The 22,942-nt window shown below is 61.2% G+C and carries 18 protein-coding genes; 2 read left to right on the plus strand and 16 right to left on the minus strand.

Translation table 11 applies throughout. The features are described from left to right. Window positions 1–29 precede the first annotated feature (29 nt). From C8K63_RS17025 to leuC, 16 genes are all read right to left on the minus strand, one after another. A complete protein-coding gene (locus C8K63_RS17025) occupies window positions 30–806 on the minus strand; it encodes an SDR family oxidoreductase (RefSeq protein WP_108217776.1) in 777 nt (258 codons plus the stop codon). Further along, on the minus strand, window positions 803–2,014 hold the full coding sequence (locus tag C8K63_RS17030; protein WP_007995100.1) for an O-succinylhomoserine sulfhydrylase: 1,212 nt from the start codon (window positions 2,012–2,014) through the stop codon (window positions 803–805). The genes C8K63_RS17025 and C8K63_RS17030 overlap by 4 nt, the downstream gene beginning before the upstream one ends. An 81-nt stretch (window positions 2,015–2,095) precedes the next feature. Further along, a complete protein-coding gene (gene purF, locus C8K63_RS17035) occupies window positions 2,096–3,601 on the minus strand; it encodes an amidophosphoribosyltransferase (protein WP_108217777.1) in 1,506 nt (501 codons plus the stop codon). Between the two features lie 41 nt (window positions 3,602–3,642). Continuing rightward, window positions 3,643–4,203 (minus strand): CvpA family protein, encoded by a 561-nt coding sequence (locus tag C8K63_RS17040; RefSeq protein ID WP_108217778.1) that lies wholly within the window; start codon window positions 4,201–4,203, stop codon window positions 3,643–3,645. A 98-nt stretch (window positions 4,204–4,301) separates the two neighbouring features. Then, on the minus strand, window positions 4,302–4,961 hold the full coding sequence (locus C8K63_RS17045) for an SPOR domain-containing protein (RefSeq protein WP_108217779.1): 660 nt from the start codon (window positions 4,959–4,961) through the stop codon (window positions 4,302–4,304). Further along, the gene (gene folC / locus C8K63_RS17050; RefSeq protein WP_108217780.1) at window positions 4,945–6,252 is read right to left on the minus strand and encodes a bifunctional tetrahydrofolate synthase/dihydrofolate synthase; all 1,308 of its coding nucleotides are present in this window, start codon (window positions 6,250–6,252) and stop codon (window positions 4,945–4,947) included. Before folC ends, C8K63_RS17045 begins: the two co-directional genes overlap by 17 nt. Further along, window positions 6,249–7,169, minus strand: a complete 921-nt coding sequence (gene accD, locus C8K63_RS17055) for an acetyl-CoA carboxylase, carboxyltransferase subunit beta (RefSeq protein ID WP_108217781.1) — start codon at window positions 7,167–7,169, stop codon at window positions 6,249–6,251. Before accD ends, folC begins: the two co-directional genes overlap by 4 nt. Before the next feature lie 217 nt (window positions 7,170–7,386). After that, a complete protein-coding gene (locus tag C8K63_RS17060) occupies window positions 7,387–8,013 on the minus strand; it encodes a phosphoribosylanthranilate isomerase (RefSeq protein WP_108217782.1) in 627 nt (208 codons plus the stop codon). 63 nt (window positions 8,014–8,076) lie between these two features. Beyond that, window positions 8,077–8,901 carry a tRNA pseudouridine(38-40) synthase TruA gene (truA, locus tag C8K63_RS17065; protein WP_108217783.1) on the minus strand — a complete coding sequence of 275 codons (825 nt, stop codon included), beginning with the start codon at window positions 8,899–8,901 and terminating at the stop codon, window positions 8,077–8,079. Between the two features lie 281 nt (window positions 8,902–9,182). Further along, window positions 9,183–11,756 (minus strand): FimV/HubP family polar landmark protein, encoded by a 2,574-nt coding sequence (locus C8K63_RS17070; protein ID WP_108217784.1) that lies wholly within the window; start codon window positions 11,754–11,756, stop codon window positions 9,183–9,185. Window positions 11,757–11,884: 128 nt separating this feature from the next. Further along, window positions 11,885–12,895, minus strand: coding sequence for an aspartate-semialdehyde dehydrogenase (locus tag C8K63_RS17075; RefSeq protein WP_108217785.1), 1,011 nt, complete (start codon window positions 12,893–12,895; stop codon window positions 11,885–11,887). Window positions 12,896–13,147: 252 nt separating this feature from the next. Then, on the minus strand, window positions 13,148–14,260 hold the full coding sequence (gene asd / locus C8K63_RS17085; protein WP_095052129.1) for an aspartate-semialdehyde dehydrogenase: 1,113 nt from the start codon (window positions 14,258–14,260) through the stop codon (window positions 13,148–13,150). 66 nt (window positions 14,261–14,326) lie between these two features. Then, window positions 14,327–15,409 carry a 3-isopropylmalate dehydrogenase gene (gene leuB, locus C8K63_RS17090; RefSeq protein ID WP_108217787.1) on the minus strand — a complete coding sequence of 361 codons (1,083 nt, stop codon included), beginning with the start codon at window positions 15,407–15,409 and terminating at the stop codon, window positions 14,327–14,329. Window positions 15,410–15,474: 65 nt separating this feature from the next. Continuing rightward, window positions 15,475–16,242, minus strand: coding sequence for a class I SAM-dependent methyltransferase (locus C8K63_RS17095; protein ID WP_108217788.1), 768 nt, complete (start codon window positions 16,240–16,242; stop codon window positions 15,475–15,477). 156 nt (window positions 16,243–16,398) lie between these two features. Then, entirely contained in the window at window positions 16,399–17,043 is a 645-nt protein-coding gene (gene leuD, locus C8K63_RS17100) for a 3-isopropylmalate dehydratase small subunit (protein ID WP_108217789.1), read from the minus strand. A gap of 2 nt (window positions 17,044–17,045) precedes the next feature. Beyond that, window positions 17,046–18,476 carry a 3-isopropylmalate dehydratase large subunit gene (gene leuC / locus C8K63_RS17105; RefSeq protein ID WP_108217790.1) on the minus strand — a complete coding sequence of 477 codons (1,431 nt, stop codon included), beginning with the start codon at window positions 18,474–18,476 and terminating at the stop codon, window positions 17,046–17,048. Window positions 18,477–18,624: 148 nt separating this feature from the next. Here leuC and C8K63_RS17110 point away from each other — a divergent pair, with 148 nt between their 5' ends. Beyond that, window positions 18,625–19,515, plus strand: a complete 891-nt coding sequence (locus C8K63_RS17110; RefSeq protein ID WP_046038174.1) for a LysR family transcriptional regulator — start codon at window positions 18,625–18,627, stop codon at window positions 19,513–19,515. Window positions 19,516–19,582: 67 nt separating this feature from the next. Then, window positions 19,583–22,861, plus strand: coding sequence for a PAS domain S-box protein (locus tag C8K63_RS17115; protein WP_108217791.1), 3,279 nt, complete (start codon window positions 19,583–19,585; stop codon window positions 22,859–22,861). Window positions 22,862–22,942: the final 81 nt, after the last annotated feature.

Below are 22,942 nucleotides of genomic sequence, written 5' to 3' on the forward strand. Positions count from 1 at the left end.
CATCAATGTTGAAGACGGCCCCTGGTCTGTCACTCGCTGTAAATCATCTTCTTGGTCATGCCGCCATCGACCACAAATTCCTGGCCGGTGACAAACCCGGCATTTCTCGACAGCAGCCAGGCCACCATCGCCGCGACATCCTCGACCGTCCCTACCCTGCCCGCCGGATGCTGGGCATGATCGGCTTCGGTCAAGGGTTCGGCACGCCGCACCGAAGGATCGCGCGCGTCGATCCAGCCAGGGCTGACGGCATTGACCCGGATCTCCGGGCCAAGACTGATCGCAAGTGCATGGGTCAGAGCCAACAAACCGCCCTTGCTCGCCGCATAGGCCTCTGTGTCGGGTTCCGACTGCCCGGCGCGGGTCGAGGCCAGATTGACGATGGCACCGCTGTGAGCGCGCAGGTACGGCGCACAGTGCTTGGCCAGCAACATCGGCCCGCTGAGGTTCACCGCCAACACCCGATTCCAGTGAGCCAGATCGAGGCTTTCCAGGGTGATGTTGTGCGGATCGGCAACCGCGGCATTGCAGACCAGCGCATCCAGGCGCCCGAACTGGCCGAGCACCTCGGCCACCCCCAGCGCGACCTGCCCCTCGTTGGAGACATCCATGGTGATGAACCAGGCGCTGTCACCCAGCACCTTCGCCACTTTCGAGCCGCGCTCGCGGTCCAGGTCCGTCAACACGACTTGCCAGCCTTCGCTGATCAGCCAGGCCGAGATCCCCAGGCCAATGCCCCGCGCAGCACCGGTCACCAGCGCTACGCGACCATTCGAGCCGGTGGCCGGTGCAGACAAGTCGATCACAACGCAGCCAGGCCGCGCGCCAGATCGGCTTGCAGGTCCGCCACGTCTTCCAGACCGACCGCAACGCGGATCAGGCTGTCACGAATGCCTGCCGCTTCACGCTCTTGCGGCGCCAGGCGGCCATGGGAGGTGGTGCTCGGATGGGTGATGGTGGTCTTGCTGTCGCCCAGGTTGGCGGTGATCGAAATCAGGCGTGTGGCATCGATAAAGCGCCATGCGCCCTCTTTGCCGCCCTTCACTTCAAAACTGACGACCGCACCGAAGCCCTTCTGCTGGCGCAGCGCCAGTTCGTGCTGCGGATGGCTCTTGAGGCCGGCGTAATGGACTTTCTCGATGCCTTCCTGCTGCTCCAGCCACTCGGCCAGTTGCTGGGCGTTGGCACAATGGGCCTTCATCCGCAGGTTCAGGGTTTCGAGGCCCTTGAGGAAAATCCAGGCGTTGAACGGACTCAAGGTCGGCCCAGCGGTACGCAGGAAGCCGACCACCTCTTTCATCTGCTCGCTGCGACCGGCGACCACGCCACCCATGCAACGGCCCTGGCCATCGATGAACTTGGTGGCCGAGTGCACGACAATGTCCGCGCCCATTTTCAGCGGCTGCTGCAAGGCAGGGGTGCAGAAGCAGTTGTCGACCACCAGCATCGCCCCTTTGGCGTGGGCGATTTTCGCCAGTTCGGCGATGTCGACCAATTCAGCCAACGGGTTGGACGGTGATTCGACGAACAGCAATTTGGTGTTGGGCTTGATCGCCGCGTCCCAGCCGGACAAATCCGCCAGGGCCACGTAATCGACTTCGATGCCGAAGCGCTTGAAGTACTTCTCGAACAGGCTGATGGTCGAGCCGAATACGCTGCGCGACACCAGCACGTGATCACCGGCGCTGCACAGGCTCATCACCACGGCCATGATGGCCGCCATGCCGGTGGCTGTGGCCACGGCCTGCTCGGCGCTTTCAAGCGCAGCGATGCGCTCTTCGAACGCGCGCACGGTCGGGTTGGTGTAGCGCGAATAAACGTTGCCCGGCACTTCGCCAGCGAAGCGCGCAGCGGCGTCGGCGGCGGTACGGAATACATAGCTGGAGGTGAAGAACATCGGATCACCGTGTTCGCCTTCCGGCGTACGGTGCTGACCGGCGCGTACGGCCAGGGTATCGAACGCTACACCTTCTAGGTCGCTGTCCAGCCGACCGGCATCCCATTCCTGACTCATGCTGTCACTCCTTGCCGTGCTCTTGATAGATGAAAGTCTTTTTGCCAGATACAAAACCGGCCCCTCAGGGCCGGTAGTAACTCAGTTGTTGTACAGATCGATGATCGCACTGACTGCCTGCGTCTTGACCTTGGAGGCATCGTTGCGTGCCTGCTCGATCTTGTTCAGGTAAGCCTCGTCGACGTCGCCGGTGACGTACTGGCCGTCGAACACCGCGCAATCGAACTTGTCGATCTTGATCTTGCCGCCACCGACCGCTTCGATCAAGTCAGGCAGGTCCTGATAGATCAGCCAGTCGGCGCCGATCAGGTCAGCCACGTCCTGGGTCGAACGGTTGTGGGCGATCAGTTCGTGAGCGCTCGGCATGTCGATGCCATAGACGTTCGGGTAGCGAACTGCTGGAGCCGCAGAGCAGAAGTAGACGTTCTTGGCGCCAGCTTCGCGGGCCATCTGGATGATCTGCTTGCAGGTGGTGCCGCGAACGATGGAGTCGTCCACCAGCATCACGTTCTTGCCGCGGAATTCCAGTTCGATGGCATTGAGCTTCTGGCGTACGGATTTTTTCCGCGCAGCCTGGCCCGGCATGATGAAGGTCCGGCCGATGTAGCGGTTCTTCACGAAGCCTTCGCGGAACTTCACGCCCAGGTGGTTCGCCAGCTCCAGGGCCGCAGTGCGGCTGGTGTCCGGGATCGGGATGACCACGTCGATATCATGATCCGGACGCTCGCGCAGGATCTTCTCGGCCAGTTTCTCGCCCATGCGCAGACGGGCCTTGTAGACCGACACGCCGTCGATGATCGAATCCGGACGCGCCAGGTACACATGTTCGAAAATGCACGGCGTCAACGACGGGTTGGTTGCGCATTGACGGGTGTGCAGCTTGCCGTCTTCAGTGATGTAGACCGCTTCGCCCGGAGCCAGGTCGCGAATCAGGGTGAAGCCGAGCACGTCCAGGGAAACGCTTTCGGAGGCGATCATGTACTCGACGCCTTCGTCGGTGTGACGCTGGCCGAACACGATCGGACGGATGCCGTGCGGATCGCGGAAACCGACGATGCCGTAGCCGGTCACCATCGCCACGACGGCGTAGCCACCGACACAACGGTTGTGCACGTCAGTCACGGCGGCGAACACGTCTTCTTCGGTCGGCTGCAACTTGCCGCGCTGGGCCAGTTCGTGCGCGAACACGTTGAGCAGCACTTCCGAATCGGAACTGGTGTTGACGTGGCGCAGGTCAGATTCGTAAATCTCCTTGGCCAGTTGTTCAACGTTGGTCAGGTTACCGTTGTGCGCCAGGGTGATGCCGTAAGGCGAGTTGACGTAAAACGGTTGAGCTTCGGCCGAGGTCGAGCTGCCCGCGGTCGGGTAGCGCACATGGCCAATACCCATGTGACCGACCAGTCGCTGCATGTGACGTTGATGGAACACGTCACGCACCAGGCCGTTGTCCTTGCGCAGGAATAACCGGCCATCATGGCTGGTCACGATACCGGCAGCGTCCTGGCCGCGGTGCTGGAGGACGGTTAGCGCGTCATACAGCGCCTGATTGACGTTCGACTTACCGACGATACCGACGATGCCACACATGCGACGCAACCCCTACTTAATGGATCTGAACTGAACACAACTCACTGAGGCGTTTTGGCCATCGGCAAGAGGTGCTCCTTGAACGGGATATCAGCGGGTACGCTGATTCCGCTGGCAAGCCACTGACTGCTCCACCCGAGGATCAGGTTTTTGGACCAGTCGGCGACCAATAAAAATTTTGGCACGAGCTGTGACTCTTTCCACCACCCGTCCTGCTGTACCGGCCCCAGGCTCAACAGCCCGACGGCGATGACCACCAGCAACCCGCCACGCGCGGCGCCGAAGGCCATGCCGAGGAATCGGTCGGTCCCGGAGAGCCCGGTGACGCGCACCAGTTCGCCGATAAGATAATTGATCATCGCGCCTACGATTAAAGTGGCGACAAACATGATGGCACAGCCCGTGATTATACGAGCTGATGGCGTTTGAATGTACCCGCCGAGGTACTCGGACAGTGAGCCACCGAACATCCAGGCAACGACTCCTGCGATGATCCAGGTCAGCAGCGACAATGCTTCTGTGACGAAGCCGCGGCTCAGACTGATCAATGCGGAGATGGCGACGATCGCTACGATCGCCCAGTCAACCCAGGTAAATGGCACAGTGCAGCCTACAGACGGATAAGGCGGCGCATTTTAGCAGAGCCCGTGCTTATCGGTAAGCTGCTATTGCCAGTGCATTTCATATCGGGGCGATAGTTTTAGCCACGTTCCGGTTGAAAACGCACCACAAACCCCTTGAGATTCTGCTGGCGGTTCAACAAGTCACGCAGCCGGTCGGCTTCGGCGCGCTCGATCAGCGGCCCGACAAACACCCGGTTTTTGCCGTCGGCGGTACGAATGTAGGCGTTGTAACCCTGGCTGCGCAGGGTTTTCTGAAGTTTTTCCGCGCTTTCACGACTCGACAGGCTGGCCAGTTGCACCGACCAGCTGACAGACAAGCCATTGGCATCGACACGGCTTTGCGTGGTGTCCGGCTTGCCCGGTGCCGCGGTGATCGGCTGGGCAGGTGCTGTCGCAGGTTTGGCCGCCAAAGCCGGGACCGGCGCAGGCGCAGCCGGCTTGGCTGCTGGCGCTGGCGCTGGGGCTACCGGCGCAGTTGGCACCGCCGATTCCTGCTGGGCGATTTCGTCATCGCTCGGCACGGGTTCCTGAGGCAAGGCTTGCGGCTCGGGCACCACCACCGGCTCGACCTGTACCTGAGGCATCGCAGGCGCCTGCGGAGCCGCGGGCGCCTGGACCGTCACCTGGCGCTGTTCGTCCTGGCGGGAAAACAGCATCGGCAGAAAAATCACCGCCAGCGCGACCAACACCAGGGCGCCAACCATGCGCTGCTTGTATGCCTTATCCAGCAATGCCATTTGCCGCGTCCTCCGTGGAGCGCCGGGCCAGCCATTGAAGGGCCTCGGCGACACAATAAAATGATCCGAACAACAGGATTTCGTCGTTGCTCGTGGCCTGCGCGCACTGCCCTTCCAGGGCGGCCGCGACACTGTCGTATGACGTGACCGACGCACCAAGACCTTGCAACGCATCGTGCAGATCCGCAACCGAACGCGCCCGAGGCGAATCCAGAGGTGCAACGGCCCAGTGCTGGACACTAGCATTCAATTCGCCGACAACACCATCCAGATCCTTGTCCGCCAGCAGGCCGAAGACCGCCAGACGCTTGCCGACCGGCGGGCGACTGGCCAGACGACGCGCCAGATACTCCGCCGCATGCGGGTTATGCCCCACATCCAGCATTAGATTCAAGCGCTTGCCTTGCCACTCGAACTCACGGCGATCCAGGCGACCGACCACCTTCGTTGCCCGCAACGCCTCGATAATCTGCGCATCCACCCAAGGCAAGCCGAGCAGCAGGTACGCCTGCAACGCCAGCGCAGCATTTTCCATCGGCAGATCGAGCAGTGGCAGGTCGCGCAGTTCAACCGTGCGCCCTTGCGCATCGACACCGCGCCACTGCCAGTTGTGATCGGTCATACCGAGATCAAAATCGCGCCCACGCAGGAAAAACGGGCACTTGAGCTCGCGCGCCTTGTCCAGCAGAGGTTGTGGAGGATTCAGATCGCCGCAGAGCGCAGGCGCGCCCTGACGGAAAATACCTGCCTTCTCGAAGGCCACGGACTCTCGGGTATCGCCGAGGTAATCCGCATGATCGACGCCGATACTGGTGACCAGCGCCACGTCGGCGTCCACCACGTTGACCGTATCCAGGCGACCGCCCAGACCGACTTCCAGCACCACGGCATCGAGCCCCGAGCGCTGGAACAGCCAGAACGCCGCCAGGGTGCCCATTTCGAAGTAAGTCAGGGAAGTATCGCCGCGCCCGGCCTCTACCGCAGCAAAGGCCTCGCACAGCTCGGCATCCGTGGCCTCGACGCCATTAAGCTGTACCCGCTCGTTGTAACGCAGCAGGTGTGGGGAGTTGTAAACCCCCACTTTCAAGCCCTGGGCCCGCAGCAAGGACGCCACGAACGCACAGGTGGACCCCTTGCCGTTGGTCCCGGTGACCGTAATCACCCGCGGCGCCGGCTTGCCCAATCCCATGCGGGACGCTACCTGCTGCGACCGCTCCAGGCCCATGTCGATGGCCGAAGGGTGCAACTGTTCGAGGTAGGCGAGCCATTCGCCGAGGGTACGTTGGGTCATAGGCTGGCGGGTACCGGTGGAACCACGATCGGCTCGATAGGTGCAGCCACGAACTGCGGCGTTGGCAGACCCATCATTTGCGCCAGCAGGTTGCCCAGACGCGGACGCAGCTCCTGACGATCGATGATCATGTCGATGGCACCGTGCTCCAGCAGGAACTCGCTGCGCTGGAAGCCTTCCGGCAGTTTTTCACGCACGGTTTGCTCGATTACACGCGGACCGGCAAAACCGATCAACGCCTTCGGCTCACCGACAATCACGTCGCCCAGCATTGCCAGACTGGCGGAAACGCCGCCATAGACCGGATCGGTCAGCACGGAGATGAACGGGATGCCTTCTTCACGCAAACGCGCCAGCACCGCGGAGGTCTTGGCCATTTGCATCAGGGAAATCAGCGCTTCCTGCATCCGCGCACCGCCGGAAGCCGCGAAGCAGATCATCGGGCAGCGTTTTTCCAGGGCGTAATTGGCGGCGCGCACGAAACGCTCGCCGACGATGGCGCCCATCGAACCGCCCATGAAGGAAAACTCGAACGCAGAAACCACGACCGGCATGCCGAGCAAGGTACCACTCATGGAAACCAGCGCATCTTTCTCACCGGTCTGCTTTTGTGCAGCGGTCAGGCGGTCCTTGTACTTCTTGCCATCGCGGAATTTCAGACGGTCAACCGGCTCCAGGTCAGCACCCAGCTCGGTACGACCTTCAACGTCGAGGAAGATGTCGATACGGGCGCGGGCGCCGATACGCATGTGATGGTTGCACTTGGGGCAAACGTCCAGGGTCTTTTCCAACTCCGGACGATACAGCACAGCCTCGCAAGACGGGCATTTGTGCCAAAGACCTTCAGGCACCGAGCTCTTCTTGACCTCGGAACGCATGATCGAAGGGATCAGTTTGTCTACTAACCAGTTGCTCATGCTTTCTTTCTCCAGTACCGGCGGCCCGAACGCTCTGGTTCGCGGCCCCGTGTATGCCCTAGCGCTAAATTCATGTGTGCGAAGAGGGGTGATGGACTGCCACGGTCAGCGCGAAACATGACCTGCGTGCAACCACAAACCCTCGGAACTGCCTGCTGTGAGCAGTGCATCCGCTTTGTACAGTGCAGTGGACGGCGGCAGTCTGCCAGCCGTCACATCAACAGGTGCTACCACGTACCGCTTTGATAAATGCCTGAATCTTTGCGTGATCCTTGATGCCCTTGCTCGCCTCTACCCCGCCGCTGACATCCACGGCATAAGGCCGGACGCGCGCAACCGCTTCGGCGACGTTATCCGGCGTCAGACCGCCCGCCAGAATGATCGGCTTGCTCAAGCCTTGCGGTATCAGTGACCAGTCAAATGCCTCGCCGGTTCCTCCGGGAACGCCTTCGACATAGGTATCGAGCAAGATCCCGCTGGCACTGGCATAGGCATCACAGGCTGCGGCGATGTCATCACCCGCCTTGACCCGCAGCGCCTTGATGTACGGACGATGCCAACCTTCGCACTCGGCCGGGCTTTCATCGCCGTGAAATTGCAGCAGGTCCAGAGGCACTGCGTCGAGAATTTCACCCAATTCGCAACGGCTTGCATTGACGAACAAGCCCACGGTGGTTACGAACGGCGGCAGCGCCTTGATGATCGAGCGCGCCTGCTGGAACGTCACCGCACGAGGGCTTTTGGCGTAAAACACGAATCCGATGGCATCCGCCCCGGCCTCGACGGCTGCCAACGCATCCTCTATGCGGGTAATCCCACAGATCTTGCTGCGAACGGCTGACATGTCGACACAACTCCAAGACAAATCCGGGAAAGTCCCGGATGTTAACAAAAGCATTCGAGGGCGTCAGCCGCCAAGTTCCGAGAAACCTGTCAGGAAGTGTGGACCGATGTAACGCTCGGGCAATTGGAACTCGTCGCGGTATTCAACCTGAACCAGATACAACCCGAACGGATGCGCCGTCACGCCGCCGGACCGCCGAATCCGGCTCTCCAGCACCTCTTTCATCCACTCCACCGGGCGCTCTCCGGCGCCGATGGTCATCAGCACGCCGGCGATGTTGCGCACCATGTGATGCAGGAAGGCGCTGGCGCGAATATCCAGCACGATCATCTTGCCGTGACGGGTGACGCGCAGGTGGTGCAGCTCCTTGATCGGCGACTTGGCCTGGCACTGACCGGCGCGAAAAGCGCTGAAATCATGGGTGCCGAGCAGGTACTGGGCGGCCTCGGCCATGCGCTCGACGTCCAGCGGACGGTGGTTCCAGGTCACTTCTTCGTTCAGGTGTGCGGGGCGGATCTGATCGTTGTAGATAACATAGCGATAACGCCGGGCGATGGCCTTGAACCGTGCATGGAAATGCGCCGGCATGACCTTGGCCCAACTGACACTGACGTCGTGGGGCAAGTTGATGTTGGCGCCCATGGTCCAGGCCTTCATCGAACGCTCGACCCGGGTGTCGAAATGCACCACCTGTCCGCAGGCATGCACCCCGGCATCGGTACGCCCGGCGCACATCAGCGAAACGGGTGAATCGGCGACTTTGGACAGGGCGTTTTCGAGGGTTTCCTGCACGGTGAGCACCCCGGACGCCTGGCGCTGCCAGCCGCGGTAGCGCGAGCCCTTGTATTCGACGCCCAGCGCGATGCGGAAAAAGCCGTCGGCTGCCATTTCGGCGGCCGGGTTATCTATATTTGCCAAGGTGGGACAGCCTGCTGATGTACCAAAGGCGGGCATTATAAGGCCGCCGGGCGGGGATGCCAGAGGGATCTCCATTGACTGCACCGGCCCTTTCGCGGGCAAGCCCGCTCCTACAGTGCTCTGTGGCGTTCGCAAAACCTGTAGGAGCGGGCTTGCCCGCGAAAGGGCCGGAACAAACGACATCAATTCATGGACCAAACAAAAACGGCAGCCTCAATGGGCTGCCGCTCTTTTTACAACCTACCAATCACTCAAGCCAGGCGCGAAAGCATTTCCTCGGCTTCACTCTTCTGTTCGGCACTGCCTTCGCTCACCACCTCATTGAGGATGTCGCGAGCGCCATCGCTGTCGCCCATGTCGATATAGGCCTGAGCCAGATCGAGCTTGGTGGCGGCTTCGTCAGTGCCCGAGAGGAAGTCGAAGTCATCATCGTCGCCCAGCGCGGCATCTGCTTCGGTGAAGGTCGGCTCGCCGATGCTGCTGGACAAGCTCTCCAACTCGGCGTTGACATCATCCAGCTCTGCCGCGAAGGCATCCGGTGCGTCCATTTCGTCGGCCAGCGACAGGTCGAAATCGGCCGGCAATTCCAGATCATCCAGTGCGACCTCGGGAACGGCCGGGGTTTCGGCAACTGGAAAGTCCTTTACGCCTTCGTCCAGATCCAGCAGGAAATCGTCTTCAGCCAGCATCGCCGGCAACGGTTCTGCACCGAGATCCAGGTCGAGGTCGAAGTCCGACAGATCGTCGAGGTTTTCCTTGATTTCAGTCTGTTGCTGCAACACCGACTCAAAACTCAGATCGTCGTCCAGCGGGAATTCATCCAGGTCTGCCAGCGCCGCCACTTCAGGCTCCGGCGCAGGTACAGGCGCCACAGGCGTGATCGCGTCCAGATCATCCAGGCTCAGGTCGAAGGCGCTGTCGAGGTCATCCTCGAACGGCGCTGGCTCCGGTACCGGTGCTTGCGGCTCATCGAGCAACAGATCCTTGACGTATTGCGCATCCAGCTCGGCGGCAACGGCGGCTGCGGCGATGCCACCGGCAGCCACCAGCGCCATGGCCGGGAAACGGCTTTTGAGTTTTTCAACCTTGGCGAAGTTGTCGCCATTGGCCACCAACTGACGCTCCTGGCCGACGAACGCATCGCGATCGCCTTGCTGTCCGTAGACCTCCATCAGTTTCAAGCGCAAATCGCTGCGCTGAGGCTCTTGCTTGACGCCATCCTCCAGCAACGCGGCAGCCTGATTCAAGCGACCGGCATTGATGTGCGACTGAGCCTGGCTCAACACATCATCGGAACGCTCGGCAGCCGGCGCCACCAATGGCGCGGCGATCGGCGTGGTCATCACGACTGGAGCGACTACCGGCGCTGGCGCGGGAGCAGGCGCCGGAGCAGTCGCCAGCTTCGCGCTCGGCAGTGGAACTTCCAGGCCTTCGAAGCTGCTTTCCGGCAAGTCGAAATCGGCCGAGAACGGCTGCTCTTCGGCCAAGGCACGGGCCATGCGCAAATGCTTCTCGGCTGCTTGCCGGGCTTTGCGGCGGCGCGCCAGCAACAGCAGCAAGAGCAGCAGAATCACCGCGCCGCCACCCACCAGGCCCAGCAGCACCGGATTGGTCAGCAACTCATTGAACTTCTGATCGTCGGACGTCGCTGGAGCTGCCTCGGGCGGTGTAACCACTGGCGCAGTTTCAGCCGGAGCAGGTGCCGTGGCCGGGTTGGCAGCAAGTTCGGCCGACATTGCCGGAGCCGTCGCAGCAGCCGGGGCGCCATTTGCGCCCTCGGCCTGCAACTTGGCCAATTGGTTGTTCTTCAGCTCGATCAGGCGCTGCAGCTTGTCCACCTGGCTTTGCAGGTCGGCCATGCGGCTCTTCAGCTCGGCGTTATCACGACGACTGGTGTCGAGGCTTTCCTGGGTCACCGCCAGCTTGTTGCTGAGGGCCCTGGCATCGCCGGCAGGTCCTTTGCCACGGTTCTTGCCGGACTCGGCAGAAACCAGGCTCAGCTTGTCAGTGGCCGCTTGAACCGGAGCACCATCGGTGCGTGCGCGATTGGTGGCGTCGAGCTGTTGCTCTCCTGCCCCGGGTTTCGCCACATAACGACGACCCTGACGCCAAGCCTTGTTTTGCGCGGCCACTTCGGCAATGGCCTTGGGTTGCGGCAGGCCGGCGCTTTGCGCCTGGTCCGGCAGGCGCAGCACCTGGCCGGTTTTCAAGCGGTTGATATTGCCGTCAATGAAGGCGTCCGGGTTCAGCGCCTGGATGGCCAGCATGGTTTGCTGGATCGAACCGCCATTACGCGCCTTCGCGGCGATTTCCCACAGGGTATCGCGCGGTGTGGTGGTGTATTGGGACGCTTTGGTCGCACCGGTGACGGGCGCGGCAACCGTTGACGTTGGTTGCGCTGCCGCTTCAGCGGTTTGCGGCGAGAATTTGGACGGATCGAGCAGCACACTGTAATCGCGCAGCAAACGACCGTTCGGCCACATGACCTGAACCAGGAACTTCACCATGGGTTCGGAGAGTGGCTTGCTGGAGGTCACGCGCAGGATGCTTTTGCCGCTGGCGTTTAGCACCGGAGTGAAGGTCAAGTCGTTCAGAAACGCCTGGCGGTCGACACCGGCCTTGGCGAAGTCGTCTGGTGAGGCCAGGCTCGGCACCACTTCGGCAGCGGTGAGATCCTTGACATCGAGCAGCTCGATTTCCGCTACCAATGGCTGGTTGAGCGTCGATTTCAGGGTCAACTCCCCGAGCCCGAGGGCATGCGCCATACCGGAGGACAGCGCCGAGGCGGCCGCTATTGCTAACACCAGTTTGCGAACTTGAACCATTAGCTCTTCCTTAGTTTGAACATTCCTCGGCCAGCGAGAAGATATTGATAGTCGCTGCCGTAAGGCATTGCGCGCAACGGCGAGGGTCGTCGCGCGTAATCATTCGACAAATTGTTGCAAAGTATCTTTTACAGCAGGTCTTTAAGCAACAACTCGGCCAGCTGCACAGCATTGAGCGCGGCGCCTTTGCGTACGTTATCTGACGTCAGCCACAGATTAAGTTCCGACGGGTCGTCGATACCCTGGCGAACCCGACCGACGTAGACCACATCCTGCCCTACCGCATCGCCCACCGGGGTCGGGTAATCACCGGCCTCCACCAGCTCGATGCCGGGTGCGTCTTCCAGGGCCGCATTGACTTTCGCCAGGTCGATTTCACTCGCGGACTGCAGGGTCACGCTATAGCTATCGCCAAAAAACACCGGGGCTTGAATGCATGTGACGGAAATCTTCAATGACGGCCGCGCCATGACCTGGCGCAGCTCACGCACCAGGCGCTTTTCCAGCAACGTATGACCTTGCTCATCCGGTTTTCCGACCTGGGCCAACAGGTTGAAGGCCATCTGCCGATCAAAGAATTTCGGCTCCAGCGGCCGCACATTCAGCAGCTCGGCAGTCTGCCGCGCCAGCTCGCTCACGGCCTCGCGGCCCTGGGCCGATACCGCGAGGCTGGCGGTCAGGCTGATGCGCTGCAAATCGAGCAAATCCATGAGCGGCGCGAGCACTACCGCCAGCGTGGTGGCCGACGGACTTGGACTGCTGACCTGAAACGGTTTTTTCAAGCCGGCCAACACCTGAGCGTTGGCCTCAGGCACGACCTGCGGCGCCTTTTCGGCCGGCAAGGCACCGGAGAGATCGATCACCGAGCATCCGGCATCGGTCGCGCGGGAAGCAAAACTCAACGAAACCGCCGGGCCGGCCGCAAAGAAAGCCAACTGCACCTTGCTGAAGTCGAACTCATCGACTTCCCGCACCCGCACGTTCTTGCCGCGAAACGGTACGGAACTGCCGGCCGATTCGCTGCTGGCCAACAAATGAAGGGTGCCGATCGGGAAATCGCGCTCTTCGAGAATCTGCACGAGCGTTTCGCCGACAGTACCGGTGGCGCCGATCACGGCAATATCAATGGACTGGCTCATGGGTTTTACCTCTGGCGAAACGGGGGGAGCGGCACTTTACCGGGAGAGTGGCATGCAGGCAATTCCGTGGTGCCCGGCCCGGCCCCATCGCGAGCAGGCTCGCTCCTACAGGGGTTGATGGCAACACCAACCATTGTAGGAGCGAGCCTGCTCGCGATGGGGCCAGATCAGACAACACATCAACCAAAGCAGATAACCATAAAAAAACCCGTACCTCTTGCAAGGCACGGGTTCTTTCATTGCATCAACCGATCAACGCTCGAGCAAGATCCGCAGCATGCGGCGCAGCGGTTCGGCCGCGCCCCACAGCAACTGGTCGCCGACGGTGAACGCGCCGACGAACTGCGAACCCATGTTCAGCTTGCGCAGACGGCCGACTGGCACGTTCAGGGTGCCGGTGACTTTCGTCGGGCTCAGCTCCTGCATGCTGATTTCGCGGTTGTTCGGCACCAGCTTGACCCAAGGGTTATGCTGGCTGATCAACCCTTCGATATCAGCGATCGGTACGTCTTTGTTCAGCTTGATGGTCAGCGCCTGGCTGTGGCAGCGCATGGCGCCGATGCGCACGCAGATGCCATCGACCGGGATCGGGCTCTTGAAGCGACCGAGGATCTTGTTGGTCTCGGCCTGGGCCTTCCACTCTTCGCGGCTCTGGCCGTTCGGCAGTTCCTTGTCGATCCACGGGATCAGGCTGCCGGCCAGCGGTACGCCGAAGTTTTCGGTCGGGTACGCGTCGCTGCGCATGGCGTCGGCAACACGACGGTCGATGTCGAGGATCGCGCTGGCCGGATCGGCCAGTTGATCGGCGACAGCGGCGTGGGTCACACCCATTTGCTTGATCAGTTCACGCATGTGCTGCGCCCCGCCACCGGAGGCCGCCTGATAGGTCATGGCGCTCATCCACTCCACCAGACCGGCTTCGAACAGGCCACCCAGCCCCATCAGCATCAGGCTGACGGTGCAGTTGCCGCCGATGTAGTTCTTGGTGCCCGCGTCCAGCTGCTGGTCGATCACCTTGCGGTTGACCGGGTCCAGAACGATCACCGCGTCATCCTGCATGCGCAGGCTGGAAGCGGCGTCGATCCAGTAACCCTGCCAGCCGGCTTCACGCAGCTTGGGGAAGACTTCGCTGGTGTAGTCGCCACCCTGGCAGGTCAGAATCACGTCGAGGGTTTTCAGCTCTTCAATGCTGTAAGCGTCCTTGAGCGGAGCAATGTCCTTACCCACGGACGGGCCTTGGCCACCGACATTGGAAGTGGTGAAAAACACCGGCTCGATAAGATCGAAATCCTGCTCTTCCAGCATCCGCTGCATGAGCACGGAACCGACCATACCGCGCCAACCGATCAGACCTACACGTTTCATCGCAACTACACCTTCTTGAAATGTGGACCGCTGCCTTGTCTTGAATTTGGCAGCGGGCCCGAGAGATTACAGATTCCGCAGCGCGGCGACTACTGCGTCACCCATTTCCTGCGTACCGACTTTAGTGCAACCGGCCGACCAGATGTCGCCCGTGCGCAAGCCCTGATCCAGCACCAGGCTCACCGCTTTCTCGATGGCATCGGCTGCGGCCTGCTGGTTGAAGCTGTAACGCAGCATCATCGACACCGACAGAATGGTCGCCAGCGGGTTGGCAATGCCTTTGCCCGCGATGTCCGGCGCCGAACCGTGGCACGGTTCGTACATGCCTTTGTTGTGGGTGTCCAGGGACGCCGACGGCAGCATGCCGATGGAACCGGTGAGCATCGAGGCCTGGTCGGACAGGATGTCGCCGAACATGTTATCGGTGACGATCACATCGAACTGCTTCGGCGCGCGTACCAGCTGCATGGCGGCGTTGTCGACGTACATGTGGCTCAGTTCGACTTCAGGATAATCCTTGGCCACTTGCTCGACCACTTCACGCCACAACTGGCTGGAGGCCAGTACGTTGGCCTTGTCCACCGAGCACAGCTTCTTGCCGCGGACCATGGCCATGTCGAAACCGACACGGGCGATACGACGGATTTCGCTTTCGCTGTACGGCAGGGTGTCGTAGGACTGACGTTCGCCGTTTTCCAGGGTACGAGTGCCACGAGGCGCGCCGAAGTAGATACCGCCGGTCAGCTCACGCACGATCAGGATGTCCAGCCCGGAAACGATTTCCGGCTTCAAGCTGGAAGCCTCGGCCAGTTGCGGGTACAGGATCGCCGGGCGCAGGTTGCCGAACAGGCCCAGTTGCGCACGGATCTTCAACAGGCCGCGCTCAGGGCGGATGTCACGCTCGATGGCATCCCATTTCGGGCCGCCAACGGCGCCCAGCAACACGGCGTCGGCCGCACGGGCACGTTCCAGGGTTTCGTCGGCCAGGGGCACGCCATGCTTGTCGATGGCCGCACCGCCGATCACGTCGTGGCTCAGTTCGAAGCCCAGGGCGAACTTGTCGCTGGCCAGTTCCAGCACCTTGACCGCTTCGGCCATGATTTCCGGGCCAATACCGTCACCTGGGAGAATCAGAATCTGCTTGCTCATGCTTTCCTCATGTCATCAGTCGGTGCGCCCTGGGGCGCTCCCGGAAAAATTCTATCGCTCAGCGCCTATCGTTCTGCCATCAGTACCAGCACATCCGTACTGAACGAACCATCGGCCTCAATCTCGAAATATTCGCGTACTTCGTTGCCCATCGACTGCTGCAACGCGCGGATCGCCGCGCGCATCACTTCAGGTGTGCGCATGCGCTCGACCCAGCTCTTGTACTCCAGACGCAGGCGCTGACGAGTGGTACTGCGCGTGTGCAGCCCCGCCTCGCTGACCTGGCGCAACCACTCGCCAGCAGAATAATCGCGCACATGACTGGTGTCGCGCAGCACTTCGACGCTTTGCAGGTAAGTGTCGAACAGCGGGCTACCCGGTGACAATACGTCGACGAACGCCGCCACACCGCCCGGTTTCAACACCCGGCGCACTTCCCGCAACGCCACGCCCAGATCGCTCCAATGGTGCGCCGAATAACGGCTGAAGACGAAATCGAATTCGCCATCGGCGAACGGCAGGCGCTCGGCGGCACCGTTGACCGTGGACACGTTGCTCAAACCACGATCGACGGCGGCAGCGGTCACCACGTCGAGCATCTGCTGCGACAGGTCGTAGGCCACCACTTCTTTCACCAATGAGGCTACGTGAAAACTCACGTGACCGGCACCGCAACCCAGGTCCAGAACTTTCGCATCGCCCTGCCCGGCCAGCTCAGCCTGCAGCAGCGCGAATTCGGTGCCTTGAGCGTGGACGGCGCTGCTCAGGTAGGCCGAGGCCTGTTCACCGAATTGCTTCTGGACTACCTGGGTGTGCTGGGCGGTGCTGGTCATGGGGACTTCCTTTTGGGGGTGAGTCTTGGGGTGTTTGGGCTGCCGCCTTCGCGAGCAGGCTCGCTCCCACATTGGATTTTCAGTGTTTACAAAATCCCTGTGGGAGCGAGCCTGCTCGCGAAGAGGCCGGCCCTACCTACCGAAATGTCGGATCAGTCACGCGTCGCGAAACAACCAAGGCTGGCTAGCCCGGTGCTTGGCCTCAAACGTCGCAATTGCCTCATGGTCCTGCAACGTCAGGCCGATATCGTCCAGGCCGTTGAGCAGGCAATGCTTGCGGAAGGCATCGATTTCGAAGCTCAGCACCTTGCCGTCAGGGCGGGTCACGGTCTGGGCTTGCAGATCGACCTGCAATTGATAGCCCGGAGTGGCCTCGACCTGCTGGAACAGCTCATCGACTTCGGCATCGCTCAAGATGATCGGCAGCAAGCCGTTCTTGAAACTGTTGTTGAAGAAGATGTCGGCATAGCTCGGCGCGATGATGCTGCGGAAACCGTACTCTTCCAGCGCCCACGGCGCGTGCTCGCGGCTGGAGCCGCAACCGAAGTTCTCACGGGCCAGCAACACGCTGGCGCCCTGGTAGCGTTCGGCATTGAGGACAAAGTCCTTGTTCAGCGGACGCTTGGAGTTGTCCTGATAAGGCTGGCCCACATCCAGGTAACGCCACTCATCGAACAGGTTCGGGCCGAAACCCGTGCGCTTGATCGACTTCAGAAACTGTTTCGGAATGATCTGGTCGGTGTCGACGTTGGCACGATCCAAAGGCGCGACAAGACCAGTATGTTGGGTAAATGCTCTCATGCTTACTGCGCTCCCTGGATCAATTCACGGACGTCGATGAAACGACCGTTCACCGCGGCGGCCGCGGCCATGGCCGGGCTGACGAGGTGCGTACGGCCACCGGCGCCCTGACGGCCTTCGAAGTTACGGTTGGAGGTCGAAGCGCAATGCTCGCCACTTTCCAAACGGTCCGGGTTCATCGCCAGGCACATCGAGCAACCCGGCTCGCGCCATTCGAAACCGGCTTCGAGGAAAATCTTGTCCAGACCTTCCGATTCGGCCTGGGCCTTCACCAGGCCAGAGCCCGGCACGACGATGGCCTGCTTGATGGTCGAGGCCACTTTGCGGCCCTTGGCGATCACGGCCGCCGCACGCAGGTCTTCGATCCGCGAGTTGGTGCAGGAACCGATGAACACGCGGTCGAGCTGAATGTCAGTGATCGCCTGGTTGGCGGTCAAACCCATGTATTTCAAGGCACGGACAATGGAGTCGCGCTTGACCAGGTCCATTTCCTTCGCAGGATCCGGCACGTTCTGATCAACCGCCAACACCATTTCCGGCGAGGTGCCCCAGCTGACTTGCGGCTTGATGTCGGCTGCGTCGAGTTCGACAACGGTGTCAAAGACGGCGTCGGCATCGGAAACCAGGTCTTTCCAGGCTTCAACAGCCAGGTCCCATTCCGCGCCTTTCGGGGCGAAAGGACGGCCCTTGACGTAAGCCACGGTTTTTTCGTCCGCGGCCACCAGGCCTACGCGAGCGCCGGCCTCGATGGACATGTTGCAGATGGTCATGCGGCCTTCGACGGACAGGTCGCGAATCGCGCTGCCGGCGAATTCGATGGCGTGGCCGTTACCGCCAGCGGTGCCGATCTTGCCGATCACGGCAAGCACGATGTCCTTGGCGGTGACGCCGAACGGCAACTGACCTTCGACCGTTACCCGCATATTTTTCATTTTCTTGGCGACCAGGCACTGGGTGGCGAGCACATGCTCGACCTCGGAAGTGCCGATACCGTGCGCCAATGCGCCGAATGCGCCGTGGGTCGAGGTGTGGGAGTCGCCGCAGACCACGGTCATGCCCGGCAAGGTTGCGCCCTGCTCCGGGCCGATGACGTGGACGATGCCCTGGCGAACGTCGTTCATCTTGAACTCGACGATGCCGTATTCATCGCAGTTGTCATCGAGGGTCTGCACTTGCAGGCGCGAGACCTGGTCAACGATGGCGTCGATGCCGCCCTTGCGCTCCGGCGTGGTCGGTACGTTGTGGTCCGGGGTCGCGATGTTGGCATCGATGCGCCATGGCTTGCGCCCGGCCAGACGCAGACCTTCAAAGGCTTGCGGCGAGGTCACTTCGTGGATGATGTGACGATCGATGTAGATCAGCGCAGAGCCATCGTCGCGCTGCTTGACCAAATGCGAATCCCAGAGCTTGTCGTAGAGCGTTTTGCCGGCCATCAGACGGTTCCTCATCAGCTTGTTTCTATGCCCCGGATCTTGAAAGTTTTCAATAACCCTCTGGCTTGTGAGGCTGATCCTATGGGGTTACATTAAATAACTCAAATTCATATTTTTTATGCTTTGGATAACCAACTGGAATGCAACCATGGACCTGGCCAACCTCAATGCCTTTATTGCCATCGCCGAGACCGGAAGTTTCTCCGGTGCCGGCGAACGGCTGCACCTGACCCAGCCGGCCATCAGCAAACGCATCGCCGGGCTGGAGCAGCAATTGAAGGTGCGGCTGTTCGATCGCCTGGGTCGTGAGGTGAGCCTGACCGAGGCCGGGCGCGCCCTGCTGCCGCGGGCCTACCAGATTCTGAATGTCCTCGATGATACGCGCCGCGCCTTGACCAACCTCACAGGCGAGGTGACCGGCCGTCTGACCCTGGCCACCAGTCACCATATCGGCCTGCACCGTTTGCCACCCTTATTAAGGGAGTTCACCCGACGCTACCCACAAGTGGCGCTGGATATTCAGTTTCTCGATTCGGAAGTGGCCTACGAGGAAATTCTCCATGGACGCGCCGAACTGGCGGTCATCACCCTGGCACCGGAACCCCATGCGCTAGTCAAGGCCACCCCGGTGTGGGACGACCCGCTGGATTTCGTGGTCGCCCCGGAGCATTCACTGCTCAATAACGGCAAGGTCAGCCTGGCGGACATCGCCCGGCACCCGGCGGTCTTCCCCGGCGGCAATACCTTTACCCACCACATTGTGCAACGGCTGTTCGAAGCCCAGGGCCTGACGCCAAACATCGCCATGAGCACCAACTATCTGGAAACCATCAAGATGATGGTCTCGATTGGCCTGGCCTGGAGCGTTTTGCCGCGCACCATGCTCGATGACCAGGTAGCACGCATACCTTTGCCGGGCATACAGCTCACTCGCCAGCTAGGCTATATCCTGCACACGGAAAGGACGCTGTCGAATGCTGCGCGGGCCTTCATGGCCTTGCTGGACGCTCAACTCGATCCGCCAGGGACTCAAGGCTAACTTGTGCTACTCCTATAGAGCCGAGAATTCCTGCAACAAAAGCCCAAACTCAGCTCAAGGCTTGCCAATGCCGAAATCTGTAGACCGTATTCCGCCGATGCCGCGAATTCAGGCACTTGATCCGAAAAGCTCCGAACAGAGCTGGGAAAGTGCCTCGCAATTACTGGCCGCGCTCAACGGCGCCCGCCTGGGCGCCTGGTATTGGGACATCGAGCGCGGGCAGATCAGCTGGTCCCGGGGCACGCAGGCGCTGTTCGGCTTCGACCCCCGCAAACCGTTGCCATCGGATCTGGAATACCTCGACCTGCTGCCCCCGGAGGATCGCGCGAAAACCCTTCGCGCCTTCCACGCGGTCATCGCTGGCGCGCCGCTGGAGCAAGCGATGCATCACCGCATCCGCTGGCCCGATGGCAGCCTGCACTGGCTGGAAATCAACGGCAGCCTGTTGCCGGACAAACACGGCAGGCCACGGATGATCGGCGTGATCCGCGAGATTACCCACCAGCGCCAGCGCGAACAGGCGTTGAGCAGCTCGGAAAAACGCTTCGCCACCCTGTTTCACCTGTGCCCGAACATGGTCCTGCTGACCCGCCAGGAGGACGGCCTGATTTCCGAAGCCAACCAGCATTTCGAAAGCCTGTTCGGTTGGCCGGTACAAAACGCGATCGGCCGCACCACCCTGGAACTGGGGCTGTGGGTGTATCCCGAGCAACGGGCCGACCTGGTCAAGGCCACCAAGGCCAAAGGCGAACTGGTGAGCATGGAAGTGCAGTTTCGCGCCAGCAATGGTCAGATCCATGACGGTATCCTCAGCGCGCAAAAAGTCGAGCTCGAAGGCCAGCCCTATCTACTGAGCACGTTCCTGGACACCACCGAACGCAAAATCGCCGAACATGCCCTCAAGGACAGCCAGGAACGCCTCGACCTGGCCCTGGACTCCGCGCAGCTCGGCACCTGGGACTGGCACATCCCCAGCGGCATGCTCTACGGATCGGCACGGGCCGCCCAACTGCACGGCCTGGAGGCCAAACCCTTTCACGAGTCCTTCGACGAGTTTTTCGAAGGCGTGCCCGGCGAAGAACGCGACACCATGCGCGACGCTTACCGCAGCCTGCGTGAAGGCCCGGCCGGCAACTATCAATTGACCTACCGCGTGCAATTGTCTGACGGCAGCTCGCGCTACCTGGAAAGCCGCGCCCGCCTCTACCGCGATGACAACGGCGTGCCGGTGCGCATGGCCGGCACATTACTCGACATCACCGACCAGGTGGAGCGCGAACAACGGCTGGTGGCCTCTGAAGAGAAATTCGCCACGCTGTTCCAGGTCAGCCCCGATCCGATCTGCGTCACCCACCAGGACAGTGGCCTGTTCATTGAAATCAACTCCAGCTTCACCCAGACCTTCGGCTGGAGCACCGCCGATGTGATCGGCCGCAGCGCCGACGAAATAGGCCTGTGGGACGCGTCAGCGAAAAGTCTGCGACGGATCGAACAAGTGATCCGCGAACAAGGCCTGAACAACGTCGCCATTCTCGTCCAGCACAAGGACGGACAGGTCCTGACCTGCGTGATTTCCAGCCGCCAGATCAGCGTCGGCGACCAGCCCTGCATCGTCACTACGCTGCGCGATATCACCCAGCAACAGCGCTCGGAAGCGGCGCTCAAGGCCAGTGAAGAGAAATTCGCCAAGGCGTTCCACTCCAGCCCCGACGCCATCACCATCACCGAGCGCGACACCGGGCGCTACCTGGAGGTCAACGACGGCTTCTGCCGCCTGACCGGCTACCGGGCCGAAGATGTGGTGGGCCGCACGGTGTATCAGGTGGGGATTTGGGCTGAAGAAAAACAACGCTCGGCGCTGCTGGCGGAACTGCAGATCAAGGGCCGGGTTCATCACCAGGAAATGCTCGGGCGCAACAAGCGCGGCGAACTGCTCACCGTCGAAGTCTCGGTAGAGCCGATCACCCTCAATGAAACCGCCTGCCTGCTGTTGACCGCGCGAGACGTCAGCCTGCTGAAAAACGCCGAAGCGCAGATTCGCCACCTGGCCTACCACGATTCACTGACCAACCTGCCCAATCGGGCATTACTGATGGACCGCCTGAGCCAGCAGATCGCCCTGCTCAAACGGCATAACCTGCGCGGCGCGCTGATGTTCCTCGACCTCGACCACTTCAAGCACATCAATGACTCTCTCGGGCATCCGGTGGGCGATACCGTGCTGAAAATCATCACCGCGCGCCTGGAGGCCAGCGTGCGCATGGAAGACACCGTTGCGCGCCTGGGCGGTGACGAATTCGTGGTACTGCTCAGCGGCCTCGAAGGCTCGCGCAGCGAGGTCAGCGACCAGGTTCGCGAACTGGCCGACACCCTCCGCGAACTGCTGTCCGAACCGATGTTCCTCGATGGCCAGCGCCTGCAAGTGACGCCAAGCATCGGCATTGCGCTGATCCCCGATCACGGCTCGACCCCGACCGACCTGCTCAAGCGCGCCGACATCGCGCTCTATCGTGCCAAGGACTCGGGGCGCAATACCGCGCAGATGTACCACAACACCATGCAAAAGGCCGCGAGCGAACGCCTGCGCATGGAAACCGACTTGCGCCTGGCGCTTTCCCGGGGCGAATTTCGCGTGCATTACCAACCCCAGGTCGACGCCCGGGGCGACCGCATCGTCGGTGCCGAGGCCTTGGTGCGCTGGAATCATCCGGAGCTCGGCAAACAGTCACCCACCGAGTTCATCAAGGTGCTGGAAGACAGCGGACTGATTCTGGAGGTCGGCACCTGGATCCTCGACGAAGCCTGCCAGGCCTTCAAGCAACTGATCGACAAAGGCTTGATAGACCCTTACAAATTCAGCTTGTGCGTGAACATCAGCCCGCGCCAGTTCCGCCAGAACGACTTTGTCGAGAGCGTCGAAAACAGCCTGGCCAGCTATGGCCTGCCCTGCTCCCTGTTGAAGCTGGAAATCACCGAAGGCATCGTCATCCAGAACCTGGAAGACACCATCAGCAAAATGCGCCGCCTGAAAAAACTCGGTGTGAGCTTCGCCATGGACGACTTCGGCACCGGCTATTCCTCGCTGACCTACCTCAAGCGCTTGCCGGTCGACACCCTGAAAATCGACCAGTCGTTCATCCGCGACGCCACCAGCGACCCGAACGACGCCGAGATCATCCGCGCCATCGTCGCCATGGCCCACAGCCTGGACTTGAAAGTGATTGCCGAAGGGGTCGAAACAGCAGAGCAGCTGGAGTTCTTGCAGGGGTTGGACTGTCACTTCTACCAAGGGTATTTGCACAGTCAGCCGTTGCCGGTTGAGGAGTTTCAAAAACTATTGAAATAACACCCCCCCCCTGTAGGAGCGAGCCTGCTCGCGATGCACGCGAACGATTACGCGTGCAGGCTGGAAAAATCCGGTTTCCTT

The organism is Pseudomonas sp. GV085 (assembly GCF_003050925.1).
Classification (GTDB): domain Bacteria; phylum Pseudomonadota; class Gammaproteobacteria; order Pseudomonadales; family Pseudomonadaceae; genus Aquipseudomonas.